The following is an 18,497-nucleotide window of genomic DNA, read 5'->3' as shown; positions in this document are numbered from 1 at the left end:
GCCGCGACACTACCCGTCGCGGAATCGACGCGCGATCCGCGCCCGATCCGCATCCGCGACCTCGCGCGGCACGGCGCCGAAGTCGCCCTCGGCGAGCGTGCCGACACGTCGCGCCGCAGCCGCCTCGCGCAGCATCGCGGGCGCCTCGGTCGCATCGCCGAGCGACGGGAGGAGCCGATCGGCGACGGCCTCCCACACGTCGAGGCCGCCGAGCTCCATGACGCGCAACGGGCCGACGGCCGCCCACCGCGGGCCGAGCCCGTGCCGCACGACCGCGTCGACCTGCTCGCGCGTCGCGACGCCCGTCTCGACGAGGTGCATCGCCTCGCGCACGAGCGCCGCCTGCAGGCGGTTGCCGACGAAGCCGTCGACCTCGCGCGCGAGCGCGACGGGATGCTTGCCCGCTCCCTCGAGCAGCGCGACGACCGCATCCACCGATGCTGCGGGCGTGCGCGGATGCGGCACGACCTCGACGAGCGGCACGAGGTCGGCCGGGTTGAACCAGTGCGTCACGAGCAGCCGACCCGGGTCGGCGAGGTGCTCGGCGAGCTGCGAGGGCGTGAACGTCGACGAGTTCGACGCGAGGATGCCCGTCGTGCGCGGCTCGACCTCGGCGAGCAGCGCGTGCTTGACGTCGAGGCGCTCGGGTGCCGCCTCGAGCACGAGGTCGGTGCCCTCGACCGCCGTGGTGAGCGCGTCGACCGCGATCGCCGGCGTCCCTGCAACCGCCTCCGCGGCGCGACCGGGCTCGGGGTCGTAGGCGCGCACCGCGTGCCCCGCCGCGGCGAGCGTGCGCGCGATCGCTGCGCCCATGAGCCCCGACCCCAGCACCGCGATCCGCCACGTCGTCGTCATGCTCCGACGCTAGCGACCCGCACGCGACGGAGGGCGGCGACCGATCGGTCGCCGCCCTCCCTGGCTCGCGAGCGTCAGACGTCGACGCCGGGCGCCTCGTCGCCGAGGAACGCGAGGAGCGCCGCGTCGAACTCGTCGGCGTGGCTGACGTTGAGCCCGTGCGGCGCGTCCTCGATGACGACGAGCTGCGAGTGCGCGATCGCCTCGTGGGTCCGCTTGCCCGACCCCTCGAACGGCACGGTGCCGTCGCCGTCGCCGTGGATGACGAGGGTCGGCACCGTGACGGCCGCGAGGTCGCCGCGGAAGTCGGTCGTCGCCCACGCGTCCATCGCAGCGACGGCGGCCGTCTGCGACGACTGCAGGCACATCTCGTACGCGTCCTTCAGCTCGCCGTCGCCGACCTTCACCTGGTCGCCGACCGAGAAGAAGCCGCGCACGAACTCCTCGAAGAAGGCCTCGCGGTCCTCCACGAGCCCACCGCGCAGCTGCTGGTAGAGCTCGTCGTCGAGCGGGCCGTCGGGGTTGTCGTCGGTCTTGTGCATGGACGGGGTCACCGCTGCGGCGAAGACGACGGAGCGGATGCGGCTCTCGCCGTGACGCGCGACGTAGCGGGCGACCTCGCCGCCGCCCATCGAGAAGCCCACGAGGCTCACGTCGACGAGGTCGAGGTCCGTGAGCACCGACTGCAGGTCGTCGGCGAACGTGTCGTAGTCGTAGCCGTCCTCGGGCTTGTCCGACTGGCCGAAGCCGCGCCGGTCGTAGTCGACGACGCGGTAGCCGGCCGCCGTGAGCGCGCGACGCTGCTGCTGCCACGACTCGCCGGACAGCGGCCAGCCGTGGATGAGCACGACGGGGCGGCCCTCGCCGCCGGAGTCGGTGATGTGGAGTCGGACGTCGGCCATGGTGTGGCTCCTTCGCTCGTGATCGGGGTCGATGGTGGTTCGTGATGCGCACATGCGGGGTTTGCGCGCGGCGCGGGCCTTGACGCGGCGAGCGGCGCGCGGCTAGCGGTACTCGGGGTTCTGGAAGCCCCAGCGGGAGCCCTGCTCCCACTCCTCGGGCAGGTTGCCCTCCGCGGGGATGCCGCCCGCGTCGCGCAGCATCGCCGCCATGTGCATGAGGTTCCAGGCCATGAAGGTGATGTTCCTCTTGGTGAAGTCGTTGTCGAAGCCCGCGCGGGAGCCGTCGTCGAGCTCGTCGCCGTACGACGGGCCGGGGCCCGCCTCACCGATCCAGCCCGCCTCGGCGTTCGGCGGGATCGTGAGGCCGAGGTGCTGGAGCGCGTGCAGGATGACGCCGGTGCAGTGCTTGAGGCCGTCCTCGTTGCCGGCGACGAGCGCGCCGCCGACCTTGCCGTAGAACACGGCCTGACCCCGCTCGTTCGTCTCGCCCGAGTGCGCGTAGAGCCGCTCGATCGCGAGGCGCGTCTGGCTGGAGTTGTCGCCGAGCCAGATGGGCCCGGCGAGAACGAGGATGTCGGCGGCGAGCACCCGCTGCCAGATCTGCGGCCAGTCGTCGCGCTCGGCACCGTGCTCGGTCATGTCGGGCTGCACGCCCGGCGCGACGTGATGGTCGACGAGGCGCACGACGTCGACCTCCACGCCCTGCTCGCGCAGCACGTGCGCGCTCGCGTCGATGAGCGTGTCGGTGTGGCTGGGAGCGGGCGACGGCGTGAGGGTGCCGTTGATGTAGAGGGCGCGGAGGCCCCCGAATCGAGTCGTCATGCCTCCACGCTCTCTCCCCGACCGCGTCCGGCGCGCGGCCTTGACGGATCGCGAGCGCCGCCGAGCCTCAGTCGCGGTACGCGTTGATGAGCGCGCCCTGCCAGCGATCGGGCACGAGCTGCAGGCCCTTCCCGATGGCCGCGAACGCGAGGTTGGAGTGCACGACCGGCTGGTTGCGGCGCAGGCCGCGCACGCCGCGGCGCGCGATGTCGTCGGCGCTCGCCCACATCCACGCCGGGCCGTCCTCCTCGATGCCCATGCGCTCGTGGAACTCGGTGTGCACGAAGCCCGGGCACAGCGCCGTCGCGCGGATGCCGTCGTGCGCGTAGCGCGAGCGCAGCGACCGCGAGAGGTTCACGGCGTGCGCCTTCGACGCCGAGTACGAGCCGTACGGGATGAACGCCGCGAACGACGCGACCGTGAGGATCCAGCCGCGGCGGCGCTCGCGCATGCCCGGCAGCGCAGCGTGCGCGAGGCGCAGCGGCACGAACGACAGCAGCTCGTGCAGCCGTCGCTCGTCGTCGATCGAGGACGCGTGGAAGGGTGCTGCGAGCCCGAATCCCGCGTTCGACACGAGGATGTCGACCGGCCGCTCGCGCAGCGCGACGCGCTCGGCGACCGCCTCGAGCCCGTCGTGCGTGAGCAGGTCGGCGGCGAGCACCTCCGTGCCGGTGTCGAGGGATGCGGCGACCTGCCGCAGCCGCGACTCGTCGCGCGCGACGAGCACGACGTCGACGCCGACGCGGGCGAGCTCTCGAGCGATCGCGAGCCCGATGCCCGACGACGCTCCCGTGACCAAGGCGGTGTGACGCATCCGCCCATCGAACCAGGCTCGTCCCGTGCGCGCGCCGCCATAGGGAAGCGAGAGGGAGGGCCGATACGATGAGCCCGCCGCGGGAGTGGTGGAACTGGCAGACACGCAGGATTTAGGTTCCTGTGCCCGCGAGGGCGTGGGGGTTCGAGTCCCCTCTCCCGCACGACTGCCGCATCGCCATCCTCTCCCCGGGGACGGCGCCACCCGCCGGCAGCGAACGTCGAAGGAGTCGGGGTGCATCACCTGCCAGCCAGCGCGCTGTTCGACGTCGAGGGACTCATCACGGGCGCGGGCGCCTGGGCGCTCGTGCTCGTCTGCACCATCGTCTTCGTCGAGACCGGCCTGCTCGTGGGCTTCCTGCTGCCCGGCGACACGCTGCTCATCATCACGGGCGTGCTGTCGTACTCGGGGGTGATCGACCAGCCGGTCTGGGTGTGCATGCTCGCGATCTGGATCTGCGCCGTCGCCGGCGACCAGCTCGGCTACCTCATCGGCTACAAGGCGGGGCCACCGATCTTCCAACGCAGGTCGTCCGGGCTGTTCTCGCACAAGACGATCGAGCGCACGAACGGCTTCTTCGTGAAGTACGGCCCGTGGGCCGTCATCGTGGCCCGGTTCATCGGCATCGTGCGCACGTTCATGCCCGTCGCGGCGGGCGTGGGGCGCATGCCGTACCGCCGCTTCCTGCGCTACGACATCCTCGGCGGCCTGCTGTGGGGCGGCGGGCTGACGCTGCTCGGCTGGGGCGTCGCCCACATCCCGGGCGTCGCGGACCTCGTGACGCAGTACATCGACCTCGTCATCCTCGGCGTCCTCGCCGTCGCGCTCTGCTTCATCGTGATCCACGCGATCCACGCCCGGCGCGAGGTGAACGAGGAGCGCCGGCGCGGCACCGACTCGGGCCCCGTGGCGACGCTCGACCTGTCGGACCAGGTCGCGCCCGATGCCGTGCGGCGGGCGCGAGACGAGCGCGGCGACCAGCCCGCCTGACGCGCGAGGCGGGCGCTCGACGCCGCCGCGATCGACCCGTCCCAGATGGTCATGCTCGCGTAACACGTGCGACACAGCCACGGGTCACAGTGACTCCATGGTGCGCACCGCCGACGTCGACCCGTTCCTCGGGACCGCGCCGACGGACCTGCCCGCGCCGTCGGGCCTCGCCGCCACGTGGTGGTGGCCGAAGCCGCAGATCGGCAACACGCATCCGGGCGCGACCGCCCCGCTCGGAATGGTCTCGGCGTGCGCGTACTCGGGTGCGTATCCCACCGGCTACGGCCGCTTCGACCTCGCGACCGAGGGCATTCCGCCCGCGATCCGCGCCGACCACGTCGCGAGCGGCTTCACGCACTTCCAGCAGTCGGGCACGGGCGCGATCCGCAAGTACTACAACTACTTCCGCGTCACGCCCCTCACCGAGCCGCTCGACGGACTCGGGCGGCAGTTCGAGCTCGTCGACGAGCAGGCCTCCCCCGGCAGGTACGCCGCACGGCTCGACAACGGCGTGCTCGCCGAGCTCACCGCCGGTCCGAAGTCGGTGGTGCACCGCTACACGTTCCCGCGCCACAAGGATGCGCGCATCGTCATCGACTGCTCGATCGGCGGCCTGCAGATCCCCTTCGGCGAGACCGTGCCGCTGCGAGCCAGGCTCGAGCTCGTCGCACCCGGCGTCGCCCAGGGCGAGATCGTCGTCGAGGGTGCGCCGCTCGCCGTGCACGTCGAGGTGCGCAGCCCGAGGTGGCGGCAGCTGCTCTGGTACGACCGTCGCCTCATGCCGGGCGGCTCGCGGCTCGACTTCGATTCCATCCGCCCCACGACGCTGCGGCCCTTCGGCATGATGTGGGCCGGCCCGACCGAGCAGGGCGACCAGATCGAGGTCGCGATCGGCTTCTCGCTGCGCGGCCCCGAGCAGGCGCGGGCGAACCTCCACGCCGACTGCGGCGTCGCCCCCGACGGGCGCTTCGACGACCGCCTCGCGGCCACCGAGGCGCTGTGGGCGGATGCGCTCGGCCGCATCGAGATCGACGCGGGCACGAGCGCACGGGAGCGGATCTTCGGCACGGCGCTCTACCACTCGCTCGTGAAGCCGGCCTTCGCCGAGGACGAGAGCCCGTTCTGGCCGCGCGACGGCGACTTCGTGTTCGACCTGTGCACCATGTGGGACATCTACCGCACGCAGCTGCCGCTGCTCACGGCGCTCGCACCCGATCGTGCCGTCGCGCTGGCGAACTCGCTGCTCGTCACCGCCGAGGAGGAGGGCAACTTCCCGATCGGCTACCGCATGGCGCGCGGTGCCGACCGGTTCGCGCGGCAGGGATCCGCGCTGGCGCACACCTTCATCGCCGACCTCGCACAGCTCGGGGTGGAGGGCGTCGACTGGGAGCTGGCGATCGTGCACATGCTCGCCGACCTGCGCCGCGGGTACGGCGAGGACCTGCTGCGCGGCGGCATCGCGCATCCCGTCACGCACCACCTCGACCTCGCGTTCGGCTACCACTGCACCGCCCGCGTCGCGCGGCTGCGGGGCGACCGGAGGCTCGCGAACGAGCTCGACGAGGTCGCCGCCCGCTGGGTCGACGCGTACGACCCGCAGACGGGTCTCGTGCTCGACTCGACCTACTACGAGGGCGGCAGGTGGAACTACTCGTTCCGCCTCATGCACGACATGGCCGCGCGCATCGCGATCGCCGGCGGCGACGACGCGTTCGTCGGGCTCCTCGATCGGTTCTTCGGGTTCGGGGCCGAGCCCGTGCGGCAGCCGGGCGTCGCGCCCGGCGCGGAGGAGCTGCTCGCCGGCTACGCGCTCGGCAGGTTCGAGGGCCTCAACAACGAGCCCGACATGGACGCGCCGTGGGCGTACCACTACGCCGGGCGACCCGACCGCACCGCCGAGGTCGTGCACGCGGCGCTCGAGCATCAGTTCGGCACGGGCCCCGGCGGCCTGCCCGGCAACGACGACTCGGGCGGCATCTCCTCCTGGTACGTCTGGGCGACGCTCGGGCTGCTGCCCGTGGCGGGTCAGAACGTCACGCTGCTGTCGACGCCGTCCGTGCGCGAGGCGCACCTGCGGCTGCCGGGCGGCGACCTGCATCTGGAGACGACGGGATTCGTCGAGCCGACGCGGGACTCCCCCGCGCAGCACGTGCAGTCGGTGCACCTCGACGGCGTCGAGGTGCGCGGCTCGTCCATCACCACCCGCACCCTCCACCGCGGCGGCCATCTGCGCGTCGCGCTCGGGCCCGAGCCGAACGGCTGGGGCACGACCCACCGGCCGCCGTCGAGACCCGACACCGCGTGACCGCCCGCCGCAGCCGGCCCACGAGCCGCAGCGCCCACCGACCCGCAGCGCCCACCCAGACCACAGGGGGATCCATGTCGCATCAGACCCATCGCCGGCTCGTCATCGTCGTGCGCGCCGATCCCGTGATCTGCGGCCACTCCGTCGAGGCCCGCAACCTCGCGGAGGCGGCGCTGCAGCGCGGCTTCGACGACGTGCGGATCGTGACGTGGCCCATCGACCTGCTCGAGGCGGCGGGGCTGCCGCTCAAGCCGCTCGACACGATCTCGCCCTACTCGCCCGGCATCACCGTCGAGCGTCCCGCGCCCATCGGCGACTACAAGATCGTCGACGGCCGCTTCACGTCGGGCGTCGTCGGCCGCCTCGTCGAGCTCTTCACCGACGGGGTGCCGACCGTGTGCATGTCGCTGTACCTGTCGCCGCACACGCTCTGCGTCGCGGAGGCCGTGCGGATCGCGCAGTCGACGGGCCTGCCGGTGCGGCTCGCGACGATCGCCGAGGCCGTCGGCAGCGACGTGACGAACGTCGTGCGCGCGGCCGTGGCCGAGGACCGCTTCGGCGCGGCTGCGCAGGTGCTCGCGTCGTACCTCTCGCAGGACGTCCCCGTGGCGGTCTCGGAGTACACGCGCGACGTCATCATCGAGGAGGCCGTCGCCGTCGACGAGCGGCACGGCACCGACTTCGCGGAGCAGTGCCGCAGGCGCATCTCGATCTCGTACCCGGCGATCGACACGGCCTCCTGGCTCGCGCTCGACCCGGCCGAGACCGAGCGGGTGCTCGCGCGGCACGGCCTCACGAAGGGCCGGTACGTGCTCTCGCTGTCGCGGCTCATGCCCGCGAAGGGCATCGACGACCTCATCGCGGGCTTCTCGACCTCGGAGGCCGCCGCGGGGCTCGACCTCGCGATCGTCGGCCGAGGGCCATCGGAGGCCGACCTGCGGGCGGTCGCGGCCGCGTCGCCCGCGGCGTCGCGCATCCACTTCCTCACCGACGTCTCGGATGCCGAGAAGCCGCACATCATGTCCGCGTCGGCCGCGTACGTGCTCGCGACGAAGCCGACGGAGCAGTTCGTCGAGACGTTCGGGATCACGCTCGTCGAGTCGATGCTCGCAGGCGGTGGCCCCGTGATCACGACCGACTGCGGCGGCACGCTCGAGGCCGTCGGCGACACGGCGATCATCGTGGAGGCGGGATCCTCGGCGGCGATCGCGACGGCGCTCGACGAGGCGCTGTCGTACTCGCCGGCCGAGCTCGCTGCGCACGTCGTGAAGGCGCGGGCGTACGCGATGCGATTCGACCGCCTCGCGGTGTTCGACCACCTCTTCGAGCGGGTGCTGCAGCCGGCGTAGGTGAGCGAGGCTGGTGCGTCGGTGACCGAGGCTGGTGCGTCGGTGACACAGGCTGGTGGAGGGGGACTCTTCGAGGTCTGCCCGTCCGCCCAGCTGGTCGACGAGGCTCCGAGCCCCTCGGCGAGGAGCCGTCACGAGACCACGCGACCCGCCCGCCCGACGCCACCGCCCGCGTGGCTGCGCGTCCCCGAACCGCTCCTTGAGGTGCGAGCGCAGCGAGCCTCGCAAGGAGCACCCGACCCGGCCTACCCAACCCTGGGGACCGACTCGAGCAGCCTGCCCACCCGCTCCTTGAGGTGCGAGCGCAGCGAGCCTCGAAAGGAGCACCCGACCCGGCCAACCCAACCCTGCCGACCGACTCGAGCAGCCTGCCCACCCGCTCCTTGAGGTGCGAGCGCAGCGAGCCTCGAAAGGAGCACCCGACCCGGCCAATTCAACCCTGCCGACCGACTCGAGCAGCCTGCCCACCCGCTCCTTGAGGTGCGAGCGCAGCGAGCCTCGAAAGGAGCACCCGAGCCTCCCGACCCGGCCAACCCAACCCTGCCGACCGACTCGAGCAGCCTGCCCACCCGCTCCTTGAGGTGCGAGCGCAGCGAGCCTCGAAAGGAGCACCCGAGCCTCCCGACCCGGCCATGCGCGCCGGGGTTCCGTGTCGGTGGTTGCTGGCAGAGTCGGGTCATGGCGCAGGAGATCGACGGCACGGCACCGGGTCCTGACCCTGCCGCGCTGGCCGCGATCGAGGCGAACGCGCTCTCGCAGCTCGCCGCGCTCCGCTCGGGCAGGCAGGCGCTCGAAGCGTACGAGCTGCGGCTCCTCGCGTCCCTCGGGCATCTCGCGCTCGAGCGTGCCGGGGGTGGGTCGAGCGAGCGGTCGGCGATGGAGCTGCGATCCATCGCCGCCGAGATCGGCGTCCAGGCGCGCGTGTCGGATCGCACGGTCGAGCGGCAGATCGGCGATGCGATGCACCTGGTCGACACGTGGCCGCTCGTGCTCGACGCGTTCGCCGACGGACGCATCAGCCGCGGCCATGTGCGCGCGATCACGGAGGCAGGCTCGGTCCTCTCGTCTTCCGACGTGACCGCGGAGCAGCGCGCCGCCTACGAGGAGCGGATGGTCGCCCTCGCCGAGACGACCACGCCCGCCCGCGTCGCGAAGGCTGCCCGGAAGGCTGCGGATGCGCAACTGGCCGAGCCGCTCGTCGACCGCCACCGCGCCGCCCGCGACGACCGACGGGTGACGATCGAGGCGGCCGACGATGGGATGGCGTGGATCGGCGCGTACGTGCCCGCGATCCTCGCGCACGGCATCGACCGTCGCCTCCGCGCCGGCGCCCGCGCCAAGCCGAAGGACGACCCGCGCACCATCGACCAATGGCGCGCCGACGCATTCTGCGAGCTGCTCCTCACCGGCACCGGCACCGGCACCGGCACCGGCACGCCCACGATCGAGCGCACAGGCGGCAGCGGAGGACTCGAGCACGGCGGCGCCGGGGTCGAGCATGCTGGGCTGCTCTCCACGATCCGCCCGGTCGTGCAGGTCACGATCCCCGTCACGACCCTCACCGGACGCGACGACGCACCCGGCACCCTCGACGGCGCCCAGCCCATCGACGCGGAGACCGCCCGCATCCTCGCCGGCGTCGCCACGACCTGGGAGCGACTGCTCACCGACCCCATCCGCGGCACCGTGCTCGAGGTCGACACCTACCAGCCCACCGCCGCCCAACGTCGGCTCCTCATCGCCCGCGACCAGCACTGCCGATTCCCCGGCTGCGCATCCCACGCACGCACCGCCGACCTCGACCACACCATCGCCTGGGACCACGGCGGCACCACGGCGCTCGGCAACCTCGCCCACCTCTGCCGACGCCACCACACCCTCAAGCACGCCACCGCCTGGACCGTCACGCAACCCGAACCCGGCGTGCTCGACTGGCGCTCACCGCTGGGTGAGGACTACGTCGACCGACCACCACCCAACGGGCCGAGATTCGTCGAGGTGCACGAGCCCCCACTCGATTCGGCGGTCGACCCACCCGACTCCGAGCTGCCCTTCTGACGCGGACGTCGCTCAGTCGTCGACGTGCTCCCGCGCGCAAGGCTCGGGCGCGGGCTTCGCTCGGTTCGCCGAGATCGCGATCCAGAAGATCGACGCGATCGCGCCGCCCATGATCATCGAGACGGGGTCCATGGCATCGACGGTAGGTGCGTCAGCCAGCCGGCACCTCCGCCGGACGGCGGAGCGCTCACCTCCTGCACGTCGCGCGTGCCCGTGAGGTCGAGCGCATGCCCGTGCGACGGCCAGGGCTGCCGCCACGCACCGACGCCGGCTGGACCCGCCCCGTGTACGAGGACGAGGTCGCGCAACACCTCAGCCCTCGTGGTGGTGCTCGGGCTCCTGGCACGGCGCCGAGAGCCAGATCGACGCGGCGACGTCGTCGCCGATCGTGTGCTCCGCGCCGTCGACCTCGATCGTCAGCCCGCCCGTGAATCGGCCACGACCGACGTAGCGCACGCGCTCGTCGAGGTCGAGGCCCTGGTCGGCGAGGAAGCGCAGCAGCTCGGGATCCGCATCCGAGATGCGCACGACCGCGCCGACGTAGCCCTCGTGCGCGTCCGCGAGCAGCGTCGCGCGCGGCTGGCGCGTCGTGCCGTCGGCGGCGGGGATCGGGTCGCCGTGCGGATCGCGCTCCGGATCGCCGAGCGCGTGGGCGATCGACTCGACGAGGCGATCGCTCATGCCGTGCTCGAGCACCTCGGCCTCGTCGTGCACCTCGTCCCACGCGTATCCGTGCTCCTGCACGAGCCACGTCTCGATGATGCGGTGCCTGCGCACCTGCCGCAGCGCGAGCGCCCGCCCCTCGTCGGTGAGCGCGATCGTCCCGTACGGACGATGGTCGACGAGCCCCTGCTGGCTGAGCTTCTTCACCATCTCCGTGACCGTCGATGCCGCGAGCCCGAGGTTGGTCGCGAGGCGCGAGGGCGTCACGGGCTCGGGCTGCCACTCCGTGTAGGCGTAGATCGCCTTCACGTAGTCCTCGACGGCCGTGGTCTGCATGGCTGGAGGCTATCCCCGCGTCGGCTCGGCTGCCTGCAGCGCCGCAGCGAGCGCACGGAAGGCGCGGCGGCGGTGGCTGAGCGCATCCTTCTGCTCCGCCGTCAGCTCGGCGGCCGACACGGGCGCGTCGTCGGGCTGGAAGATCGGGTCGTACCCGAAGCCGCCCGATCCCGCGGGCGCCTCGAGCACGGAGCCGCGCCAGACGCCCATCTCGACGAGCTCGCGCTCGCCGTCGACGTAGGCGGCCGCGCACACGAAGGCGGCGCCGCGATCCGTGCGCCCCTCCATGTTCCGCAGCAGCAGCTCGAGGTTGTCGCGGTCGTCGCGCGTGCCGGCGTAGCGCGCCGAGAAGATGCCTGGCGCGCCCTCGAGCGCGTCGACGGCGATGCCCGAGTCGTCGGCGATCGCGGGCACGCCCGTCTCCTCGAACGCCTCGCGCGCCTTGATGAGGGCGTTCTCGGCGAACGTGACGCCGTCCTCGACGGCCTCGGGGCCCTCGTACGCCTCGAGCATCACGTCCGGCAGGTCCTCGGCGAGGATGCGCTGCAGCTCGGCGACCTTGTGCGCGTTGTGCGTCGCGACGACGACGCGACCGACGGTGCCGCTCATGCCAGCACCTCCCGCTGGATCTCGGCGAGCTCGGCGCAGCCGGCGGTGGCGAGGTCGAGCAGCGCACCGAGCTCCGTGCGGTCGAACGGCGCCGCCTCGGCGGTGCCCTGCACCTCGACGAACAGGCCGCGCCCCGTGACGACGACGTTCATGTCCGTCTCCGCCTTCGAGTCCTCGACGTACGCGAGGTCCAGCATCGGCTCGCCGCCGACGATGCCGACGGAGATGGCCGACACGGAGTCGACGAGCGGGTTCGCGGACGCGGGGATGCGGCGCTCCGCCTTCGCCCACGCGATCGCGTCGGCGAGGGCGATGTAGGCGCCGGTGATGGATGCGCAGCGCGTGCCGCCGTCCGCCTGCAGGACGTCGCAGTCGACGACGATCGACAGCTCGCCGAGCGCCTTCATGTCGACGACGGCGCGCAGCGAGCGGCCGACGAGGCGCGAGATCTCGTGCGTGCGACCGCCGACGCGGCCCTTCACCGACTCGCGATCCATGCGCTCGTTCGTCGAGCGCGGCAGCATCGCGTACTCGGCGGTCACCCAGCCCTTGCCCTTGCCCGCCATCCAGCGCGGCACGGTCGGCTGCACGGATGCGGTGCACAGCACCTTCGTGCCGCCGACGGCGATGAGGGCCGACCCCTCCGCCTGCGACGACCAGCCGCGCTCGATCGTCACGGGGCGCAGCGCATCCGCCGTCCTGCCGTCCTTGCGTGCCATGTCAGATCCTCTCCGGGAGCTCGATGACCCCCGTCTGCGTGAACTCGACGTGCGTGACCTCGGGGCCGAGGAAGCGACGCGCGAGGCGCAGGAACGGCGCCTGCGCCTCGGTCGTGGCCTCGAAGGCGTAGGTCGGCCGGCTCGACGGCGGGGCGAGCAGCCCCGAGTCGGACAGCCGGCGGTACACGTCGGATGCGGTCTCCTCGGCGCTCGAGATCAGGCGCACGTCCGGTCCCATGACGTAGCCGATCGCGCCGGCGAGCAGCGGGTAGTGCGTGCAGCCGAGCACGAGCGTGTCGATGCCGGCCGCGCGCATGGGGTCGAGGTGGAGTCGCGCGGCGGCGAGCACCTCGTCGCCCGTCGTGACGCCCGCCTCCACGAAGTCGACGAACGGCGGACAGGCCTCGGCCTCGACCTGGTGGAGGCCGGCGCTCGCGAACGCGCGCTGGTAGGCGTGCGAGCGGATGGTGCCGACCGTGCCGATGACGCCGATCGACCCCGTGCGCGTCGCACGCATCGCCGCCCGCACCGCGGGCTGGATGACCTCGACGACGGGGATGCCCATGCCCTGCTCGTAGCGCTCGTGCGCGACGTCGAACATCGCGGCCGAGGCGGTGTTGCAGGCGATGACGAGCATCTTCACGCCCTGCTCGACGAGCGTGTCGAGGGCTGCGAGCGCGAGCCTGCGCACGTCGTCCTGCGACCGCGGGCCGTAGGGACCGTTGGCGGTGTCGCCGATGTACGTGATCGACTCGCCGGGCAGCTGGTCGATGATCGCGCGAGCGACGGTGAGTCCGCCGAGCCCGCTGTCGAAGACTCCGATCGGGCGCTGCTGCACGCCGACCAGCCTAGCCGCGGGCCGCGGACGGCCCGGTCCGCAGCATGCGTCGCATCGGCACGTGGTTCCACGTCGGACCGGTCGTCGTCTCCTCGCCCCACAGCGCGAACCCGCGTCGCTCGTAGAACCTGCGGGCGCGCTCGTTGCCGCTGATGAGCCACAGGACGGTCGGCTCGTCGTCGAGCACGAGCGCGAGGAGCCGATCCGCGAGCCCCGTGCCGTGGTGCTCCGGAGCGACGTACAGGGTGTCGAGCGCGCGAGCGGCCGGAGCGTCCCCGACGTCGAGGATCGCCTCCCAGGGCATGGGGCTCGCCGTCGTCGACGCGGCGCCGACGACCGCGCCCTCCTGCCAGGCGACGGCGTAGCGGCCGATGCCCGTCGCGAGCTCGTCGTGGATCTCGTCGACGAGCTCGGGCATCCGCGCGAGCTGCGCCGCCTCGAAGCCGTCCTGCACGAGTCCCGCGTAGGTGCGGGCGCGCTCGATGGCGACGAACCGCGCCCACGCCTCGGCGTCGGCGATCGACAGGGGCTCGACGCGGGGTGCTGCATGCATGACCGAACCAGCCTAGGCATGCATAGGCTGGCCGGGTGACCACCGCGACCACGGCGCTGCAGACCGACCGGTACGAGCTGACGATGATCGACGCGACGCTCGCGAACGGCCGCGGGCTGCGGCCGAGCGTCTTCGAGGCGTTCGCGAGGCGGCTGCCGGGTGCGCGACGCTACGGCGTCGTCGCGGGCACGGGCCGCCTCCTCGACGCCATCGAGCGCTTCCGCTTCGACCACGCCGACCTCGCCTTCCTGCGGCGCGAGCGCGTCGTGAGCGACGCGACGCTCGACTGGCTCGCCGACTACCGCTTCTCCGGCGACGTGCGCGGCTACGGCGAGGGCGAGGCGTACTTCCCCGGCAGCCCGCTGCTCGTCGTCGAGGGCACCTTCGCCGAGTGCGTCGTGCTCGAGACGCTCGCGCTCTCGGTGCTCAACTACGACTCCGCGGTCGCGAACGCCGCGACGCGCATGGTGCAGGCGGCGAAGGGGCGCCCCGTCGCCGAGATGGGCTCGCGCCGAGCCAACGAGGATGCGGCGGTCGCGGCCGCGCGCGCCGCGTACATCGCGGGCTTCTCCGCCACCTCGAACCTCGCGGCGGGCGCGACGTGGGGCATCCCCACGATGGGCACGGCGGCGCACTCGTTCACGCTGCTGCACGACAGCGAGGAGGAGGCGTTCGCCGCGCAGGTCGCCGCGCTCGGCACGGGCACGACGCTGCTCGTCGACACGTACGACATCGAGCAGGGCGTCGAGACGGCGGTGCGGGTGGCGGGCACGGGCCTCGGCGGCGTGCGCATCGACTCCGGCGACCTCGTCGAGACGGCGCAGCGCGTGCGCGCGCAGCTCGACGCGCTCGGCGCGACGGGCACGCGCATCACCGTGACGAGCGACCTCGACGAGCACGCGATCGCCGGCCTCCGCGCGAGCCCCGTCGACGCGTACGGCGTCGGCACGAGCGTCGTCACCGGCTCCGGCTCCCCCGCCGCCGGCATGGTCTACAAGCTCGTCGCGCACCAGGCGGACGACGGCTCCTGGGTCGACGTCGCGAAGCGCTCCGACGGCAAGGCCTCGCACGGTGGCGAGAAGACGGCGGTGCGCACGCTCGTCGACGGCGTGGCGACGGAGGAGACCGTCTTCGTCGGCGGCGAGCCGGACACGACGATCGGTCGCACGCTGCAGGTGCCGCTTGTGCAGCAGGGCGTCGTCGTCGACGAGCACCGCGGCCCCGCGGGCGTCGCCGCGGCGCGGGAGCGCTGCGCAGCGGCGATCGCCGAGCTGCCGAGCGACGCGACGAGGCTCGCCCGCGGCGAGCCCGTCATCCCGACCGTCTTCCGGTGACGCGCTCGGCCCGACGCGACGGGCCGAGCCTCACTCGTCCTTGAGGCCCTCGTAGATCTCCTTGCAGGTGGGGCAGATCGGGAACTTCTCGGGGTCGCGCCCCGGCGTCCACTTCTTGCCGCACAGGGCGCGCACCGGCTTGCCGGTGATCGCCGACTGCAGGATCTTCTCCTTCTTCACGTAGTGCGAGAAGCGGTCGTGGTCGCCGTCGTCGACCTGCTCCTGCCGCAGCAGCTCCTCGAGCTCGCGGTCGAGCACGTCGGTGCCGCCGGGCGTGCCTGGCGTGGAGGGATCGCTCATGCGCCCAGTCTCCCACGGTCGCCCCACGCGTCGCGGGGCCTTGCGACGGCGCTCGAGGATGCCGGCCCGCGGGCGGTCGCGACGCTCAGTCCCGCATCGCGCTCGAGAGCACCTCGGGGCCACGACGGTCGAGGATCCAGCCGCCGATGATGATGCCGAGCACGACGACGACGAACGCGTAGCCGGCGCCCAGCCAGCCCCACATGGCGTCCGGCGCACGAAGGTCGATCGCCTCGAGCACGACGGGCACGACGATGGGCGCTGCGACGCCGGCGGACGCGAGGAGCGCGCCGGCCTGCGTGAACGCCGCCGTCCACGACTGCGACGCCGGCGCCTGGAAGACGCTCGCCTCGGGGCCCGAGACCGCGTACGGCCAGGCGGCGCTGACGACGGACGAGACCGCGAGGCCCGAGCCGAGCAAGGCGATCGCCGCACCGAGCACCGGCGCGACGAGGGACTCGTCGCCGTGCACGCGCACGCCGATGACGGCTGCCGCGACCACGAGCGCCGTCGCGACGACGGCGAGCGGCAGCACGCGCCCCAGGCGGTCCTGCCAGCCGGGCACGCGGGCGGCCAGGTGCATCCACCAGGCGGAGCCGTCGTAGGCGGTGTCGTCGTGGATCGACCAGCCGACGAAGAGCGCGAGCACCCCGACCGGCAGCAGCGTCCACGTCTCGCGCGGCATGCCGGCGAGCCACAGCGGCGTCGCGAGCAGCACGGGCAGCGCGACGACCGCGATCGCGATCGCGTGGTAGCGGCGGTCTCGCGCCCAGCCGGTGAGCGTGCGCGCAGCGACGACGGCCCAGGGACGCGCCGGCACCACTCGGAGGAGCCCGAGGTGCGCGCGCAGGCGCGGGCGTCCGACGCGCGCCATCCGCCACGCGACGATGGCGAGCCAGAGGCCGGCGAGCACGACGATCGATGCGATGGCGACGAGGATGCGAGCGGGGACGAGCAGCCAGCCGGTGGAGGCCGCGAAGGGCGAGCCCGCCAGCGTCGCGATGCCCGCCTCGAGCCCGGCCACGAGCGGTGCGAGCGCGAGGGCAGCGAGCACGACGAGCACGGCCGCCGCCGTCCAGGGTCGCGTCTCGCGCGCCGAGCCGACGTCGACCACGAGGCGCACGAGCGCGGCGGTGACGGCGAGCAGGAGCGCGGCGAGTGCTCCGAGCGGCGACCCCTCGTCGATGCCGCATGCGATGCCGACGCCGAGCGCCACGATCGTGATCGGCGAGACGAGCGCGCCGATCGCCGTGCCGAGGGCGACGGGCGCGGGCGTCGCGATGCCACGGAAGGCGCGCGGATCGAGTGCGGCGTCTCGGGCGCCGAGCAGCCCGACGCCCGCGGCCACGACGACGACCGCGGTCGTCGCGAGCACCGACGGCAGCATGCCGCGCACGGCGATCGCGATGATCGCCGCCGCGAGCACGACCGCGACGATCCACGGCAGCGCCGCGCGGGCGATGCCGCGCGGGTCGCGACGCAGCGACGCGAGGGCCGCGAGCCTCAGTCGAGCGATGGCGAGAGCCACGGCAGCTCCTGATGCGGCGACGAGCCGACGAGACGGGCGAAGCGATCCTCGAGGCGCATGCCGTCGCGGACCTCGTCGATGGGGCCGGAGGCGCGCACCACGCCGTCCTGCAGCACGACGACGTGGTCGCAGGCGCGCTCGACGAGCGCCATGTCGTGGCTCGTGAGCACGACGGCACCGCCGCGCCGACGCAGGTCGGCGAGGATCGACAGGATCGTGTCGGTCGCGACCGGATCGATCGACTCGAACGGCTCGTCGAGCACGACGACGCGCGGCGCGTGGATGAGGGCAGCGGCGATGCCGATCAGCTGCTGCATGCCGATGGAGTAGTCCGACACGAGGCGATCGGCGTCGGGCGTGAGCTCGAACCGCTCGAGCAGCGTCGCGGCCCTCGTGATGGCCTCCGCACGGGGTACCCGCCGCAGCATCGCCGCGTGGACGAGCAGCTGCCGTCCCGTGAGCCGGTCGAAGAGCCGCATGCGATCGGGCACGACGCCGAGCAGCGACTGCACGCCGCGCGCGCGCACGTCCCGGCCGCCCACCTGCACGGTGCCCGTCGTCGGGCGCATGAGACCGCTCGCGATGGACACCGTCGTCGACTTGCCCGCGCCGTTCGGGCCCACGATGCCGTGGCACTCCCCCGCACGCACCTCGAGAAGCACGTCGTCGACCGCGAGCGTCGTGCCGAAGCGCCGGGTGACGCCCTCCAGCCGCAGCACGACGGCGGGCCGGGCGTCGGCGTGCGACGCCGTGGAGTCGCTCGGCGCGGCGACCGGCGACTCGTCGATCGCCGACTGCACGCCCACGACCTCGACGGGCTCGTCGTCGGGATCGCCCTCGTCCTCCGTGGGCCTGGCGAGCTGGGACTCGGGCTCGGGCTCCTCGCCGACACGCTCGACCACGGGGTCCGCGACGTGCTCGACCACGGGGTCGGCGATGCCGACGGGCGCGGGCTCGGGCTCAGGCGCGGGTTCCTCGGCGGCGCCCTCGACCACGGGATCGGCGATGCGGACGGGCTCGGGCTCTGGCTCGGGCTCGTGGACGGGCTGCGCCTCGTCCGCCGGCTCGGGGTCGCCGTCCGGCTCGGGCTCGCTGGCGGGCTCTGGCGCAGGCTCCTCGGTCAGGTCCTGCTCGTCGATCGACGCGGGCGTCGCCTCGGGCTCGACGTCGTCCGTCGACGTGGGCGCCTGCGCCTCGCGCTCGGCGGACTGCACCTCCTCGACGACGACGTCCTGGTCGTCGTCGACGGGCGCGTCGGCTGCAGGCTCGGGCGTCGCGGCAGCCGGCTCGGGGGTCGCGGGAGCCGCCTCGGGCGCCGACCCCGCAGCAGCCTGCGCCTGCGCCTTCGCCTGCGCCGCCTGCCTCGCCCGGTTGCGAGCGCGCGTGGCGGCCGCCTTGCGCGCGGCCTCGCGCCGCCGCTCGGCCTGCTCCTCGGGAGTCAGCTCCGCGAACGGTCGTCTCTGATCTCCGGCACCCACGGCATCCACCGTATGGGGTACGGCCTGGAGGTTCGCCGCCGCGC

The 18,497-nt window shown here is 73.2% G+C and carries 17 protein-coding genes and 1 tRNA gene; 6 read left to right on the top strand and 12 right to left on the bottom strand.

Annotated features, from left to right (window positions below; genetic code table 11):
• Nucleotides 1-9: 9 nt before the first annotated feature.
• From C1N71_RS05180 to C1N71_RS05165, 4 genes are all read right to left on the bottom strand, one after another.
• Nucleotides 10-855, bottom strand: a complete 846-nt coding sequence (locus tag C1N71_RS05180) for a 3-hydroxyacyl-CoA dehydrogenase family protein (RefSeq protein ID WP_137755438.1) — start codon at nt 853-855, stop codon at nt 10-12.
• 74 nt (nt 856-929) lie between these two features.
• Nucleotides 930-1,757 (bottom strand): alpha/beta fold hydrolase, encoded by an 828-nt coding sequence (locus tag C1N71_RS05175; RefSeq protein WP_137755437.1) that lies wholly within the window; start codon nt 1,755-1,757, stop codon nt 930-932.
• A gap of 102 nt (nt 1,758-1,859) precedes the next feature.
• Nucleotides 1,860-2,579: a flavodoxin family protein gene (locus C1N71_RS05170; RefSeq protein WP_137755436.1), complete on the bottom strand. Its 720-nt coding sequence runs from the start codon at nt 2,577-2,579 to the stop codon at nt 1,860-1,862.
• 67 nt (nt 2,580-2,646) lie between these two features.
• Nucleotides 2,647-3,393 carry an SDR family NAD(P)-dependent oxidoreductase gene (locus C1N71_RS05165; protein WP_137755435.1) on the bottom strand — a complete coding sequence of 249 codons (747 nt, stop codon included), beginning with the start codon at nt 3,391-3,393 and terminating at the stop codon, nt 2,647-2,649.
• 79 nt (nt 3,394-3,472) lie between these two features.
• Here C1N71_RS05165 and C1N71_RS05160 point away from each other — a divergent pair.
• From C1N71_RS05160 to C1N71_RS05140, 5 genes are all read left to right on the top strand, one after another.
• Nucleotides 3,473-3,556, top strand: a tRNA-Leu gene (locus tag C1N71_RS05160).
• 71 nt (nt 3,557-3,627) lie between these two features.
• Nucleotides 3,628-4,383, top strand: coding sequence for a DedA family protein (locus tag C1N71_RS05155; protein WP_137755434.1), 756 nt, complete (start codon nt 3,628-3,630; stop codon nt 4,381-4,383).
• A gap of 97 nt (nt 4,384-4,480) precedes the next feature.
• Nucleotides 4,481-6,688: a glycoside hydrolase domain-containing protein gene (locus tag C1N71_RS05150; protein ID WP_137755433.1), complete on the top strand. Its 2,208-nt coding sequence runs from the start codon at nt 4,481-4,483 to the stop codon at nt 6,686-6,688.
• 74 nt (nt 6,689-6,762) lie between these two features.
• Nucleotides 6,763-8,037, top strand: a complete 1,275-nt coding sequence (locus C1N71_RS05145; protein ID WP_137755432.1) for a glycosyltransferase — start codon at nt 6,763-6,765, stop codon at nt 8,035-8,037.
• A gap of 678 nt (nt 8,038-8,715) precedes the next feature.
• A complete protein-coding gene (locus C1N71_RS05140; protein WP_137755431.1) occupies nt 8,716-10,095 on the top strand; it encodes an HNH endonuclease signature motif containing protein in 1,380 nt (459 codons plus the stop codon).
• 312 nt (nt 10,096-10,407) lie between these two features.
• On the opposite strand, the gene C1N71_RS05135 is transcribed toward C1N71_RS05140, so the two are convergent.
• Genes C1N71_RS05135 through C1N71_RS05115 form a run of 5 tightly spaced genes read right to left on the bottom strand, consistent with a single transcriptional unit; the run spans nt 10,408 to nt 13,813 of the window.
• Nucleotides 10,408-11,094, bottom strand: coding sequence for a metal-dependent transcriptional regulator (locus C1N71_RS05135; RefSeq protein WP_137755430.1), 687 nt, complete (start codon nt 11,092-11,094; stop codon nt 10,408-10,410).
• Nucleotides 11,095-11,103: 9 nt separating this feature from the next.
• Nucleotides 11,104-11,703 (bottom strand): RdgB/HAM1 family non-canonical purine NTP pyrophosphatase, encoded by a 600-nt coding sequence (gene rdgB / locus C1N71_RS05130; protein WP_137755429.1) that lies wholly within the window; start codon nt 11,701-11,703, stop codon nt 11,104-11,106.
• Nucleotides 11,700-12,422 carry a ribonuclease PH gene (gene rph / locus C1N71_RS05125; RefSeq protein WP_137755428.1) on the bottom strand — a complete coding sequence of 241 codons (723 nt, stop codon included), beginning with the start codon at nt 12,420-12,422 and terminating at the stop codon, nt 11,700-11,702. Before rph ends, rdgB begins: the two co-directional genes overlap by 4 nt.
• A gap of 1 nt (nt 12,423) precedes the next feature.
• Nucleotides 12,424-13,260, bottom strand: a complete 837-nt coding sequence (murI, locus tag C1N71_RS05120; protein WP_137755427.1) for a glutamate racemase — start codon at nt 13,258-13,260, stop codon at nt 12,424-12,426.
• A 10-nt stretch (nt 13,261-13,270) separates the two neighbouring features.
• Nucleotides 13,271-13,813 carry a GNAT family N-acetyltransferase gene (locus tag C1N71_RS05115; RefSeq protein ID WP_137755426.1) on the bottom strand — a complete coding sequence of 181 codons (543 nt, stop codon included), beginning with the start codon at nt 13,811-13,813 and terminating at the stop codon, nt 13,271-13,273.
• A gap of 83 nt (nt 13,814-13,896) precedes the next feature.
• Between C1N71_RS05115 and C1N71_RS05110 the strand changes: the two genes are divergently transcribed.
• Nucleotides 13,897-15,147, top strand: coding sequence for a nicotinate phosphoribosyltransferase (locus C1N71_RS05110; protein WP_137757202.1), 1,251 nt, complete (start codon nt 13,897-13,899; stop codon nt 15,145-15,147).
• Between the two features lie 30 nt (nt 15,148-15,177).
• Here C1N71_RS05110 and C1N71_RS05105 read toward each other — a convergent pair whose 3' ends face one another.
• The 3 genes from C1N71_RS05105 to C1N71_RS15140 form a co-directional block, all read right to left on the bottom strand.
• Nucleotides 15,178-15,447, bottom strand: coding sequence for a DUF3039 domain-containing protein (locus C1N71_RS05105; RefSeq protein WP_137755425.1), 270 nt, complete (start codon nt 15,445-15,447; stop codon nt 15,178-15,180).
• An 85-nt stretch (nt 15,448-15,532) separates the two neighbouring features.
• Nucleotides 15,533-16,975: a hypothetical protein gene (locus tag C1N71_RS05100; protein WP_137755424.1), complete on the bottom strand. Its 1,443-nt coding sequence runs from the start codon at nt 16,973-16,975 to the stop codon at nt 15,533-15,535.
• On the bottom strand, nt 16,951-18,453 hold the full coding sequence (locus C1N71_RS15140; protein ID WP_254678107.1) for an ABC transporter ATP-binding protein: 1,503 nt from the start codon (nt 18,451-18,453) through the stop codon (nt 16,951-16,953). Before C1N71_RS15140 ends, C1N71_RS05100 begins: the two co-directional genes overlap by 25 nt.
• Between the last annotated feature and the right edge of the window lie 44 nt (nt 18,454-18,497).

Source organism: Agrococcus sp. SGAir0287 (assembly GCF_005484985.1).
Classification (GTDB): Bacteria; Actinomycetota; Actinomycetes; order Actinomycetales; family Microbacteriaceae; genus Agrococcus.
Note: the sequence above shows the minus strand (reverse complement) of the source record. Positions and strands in the feature narration are given on the sequence as shown.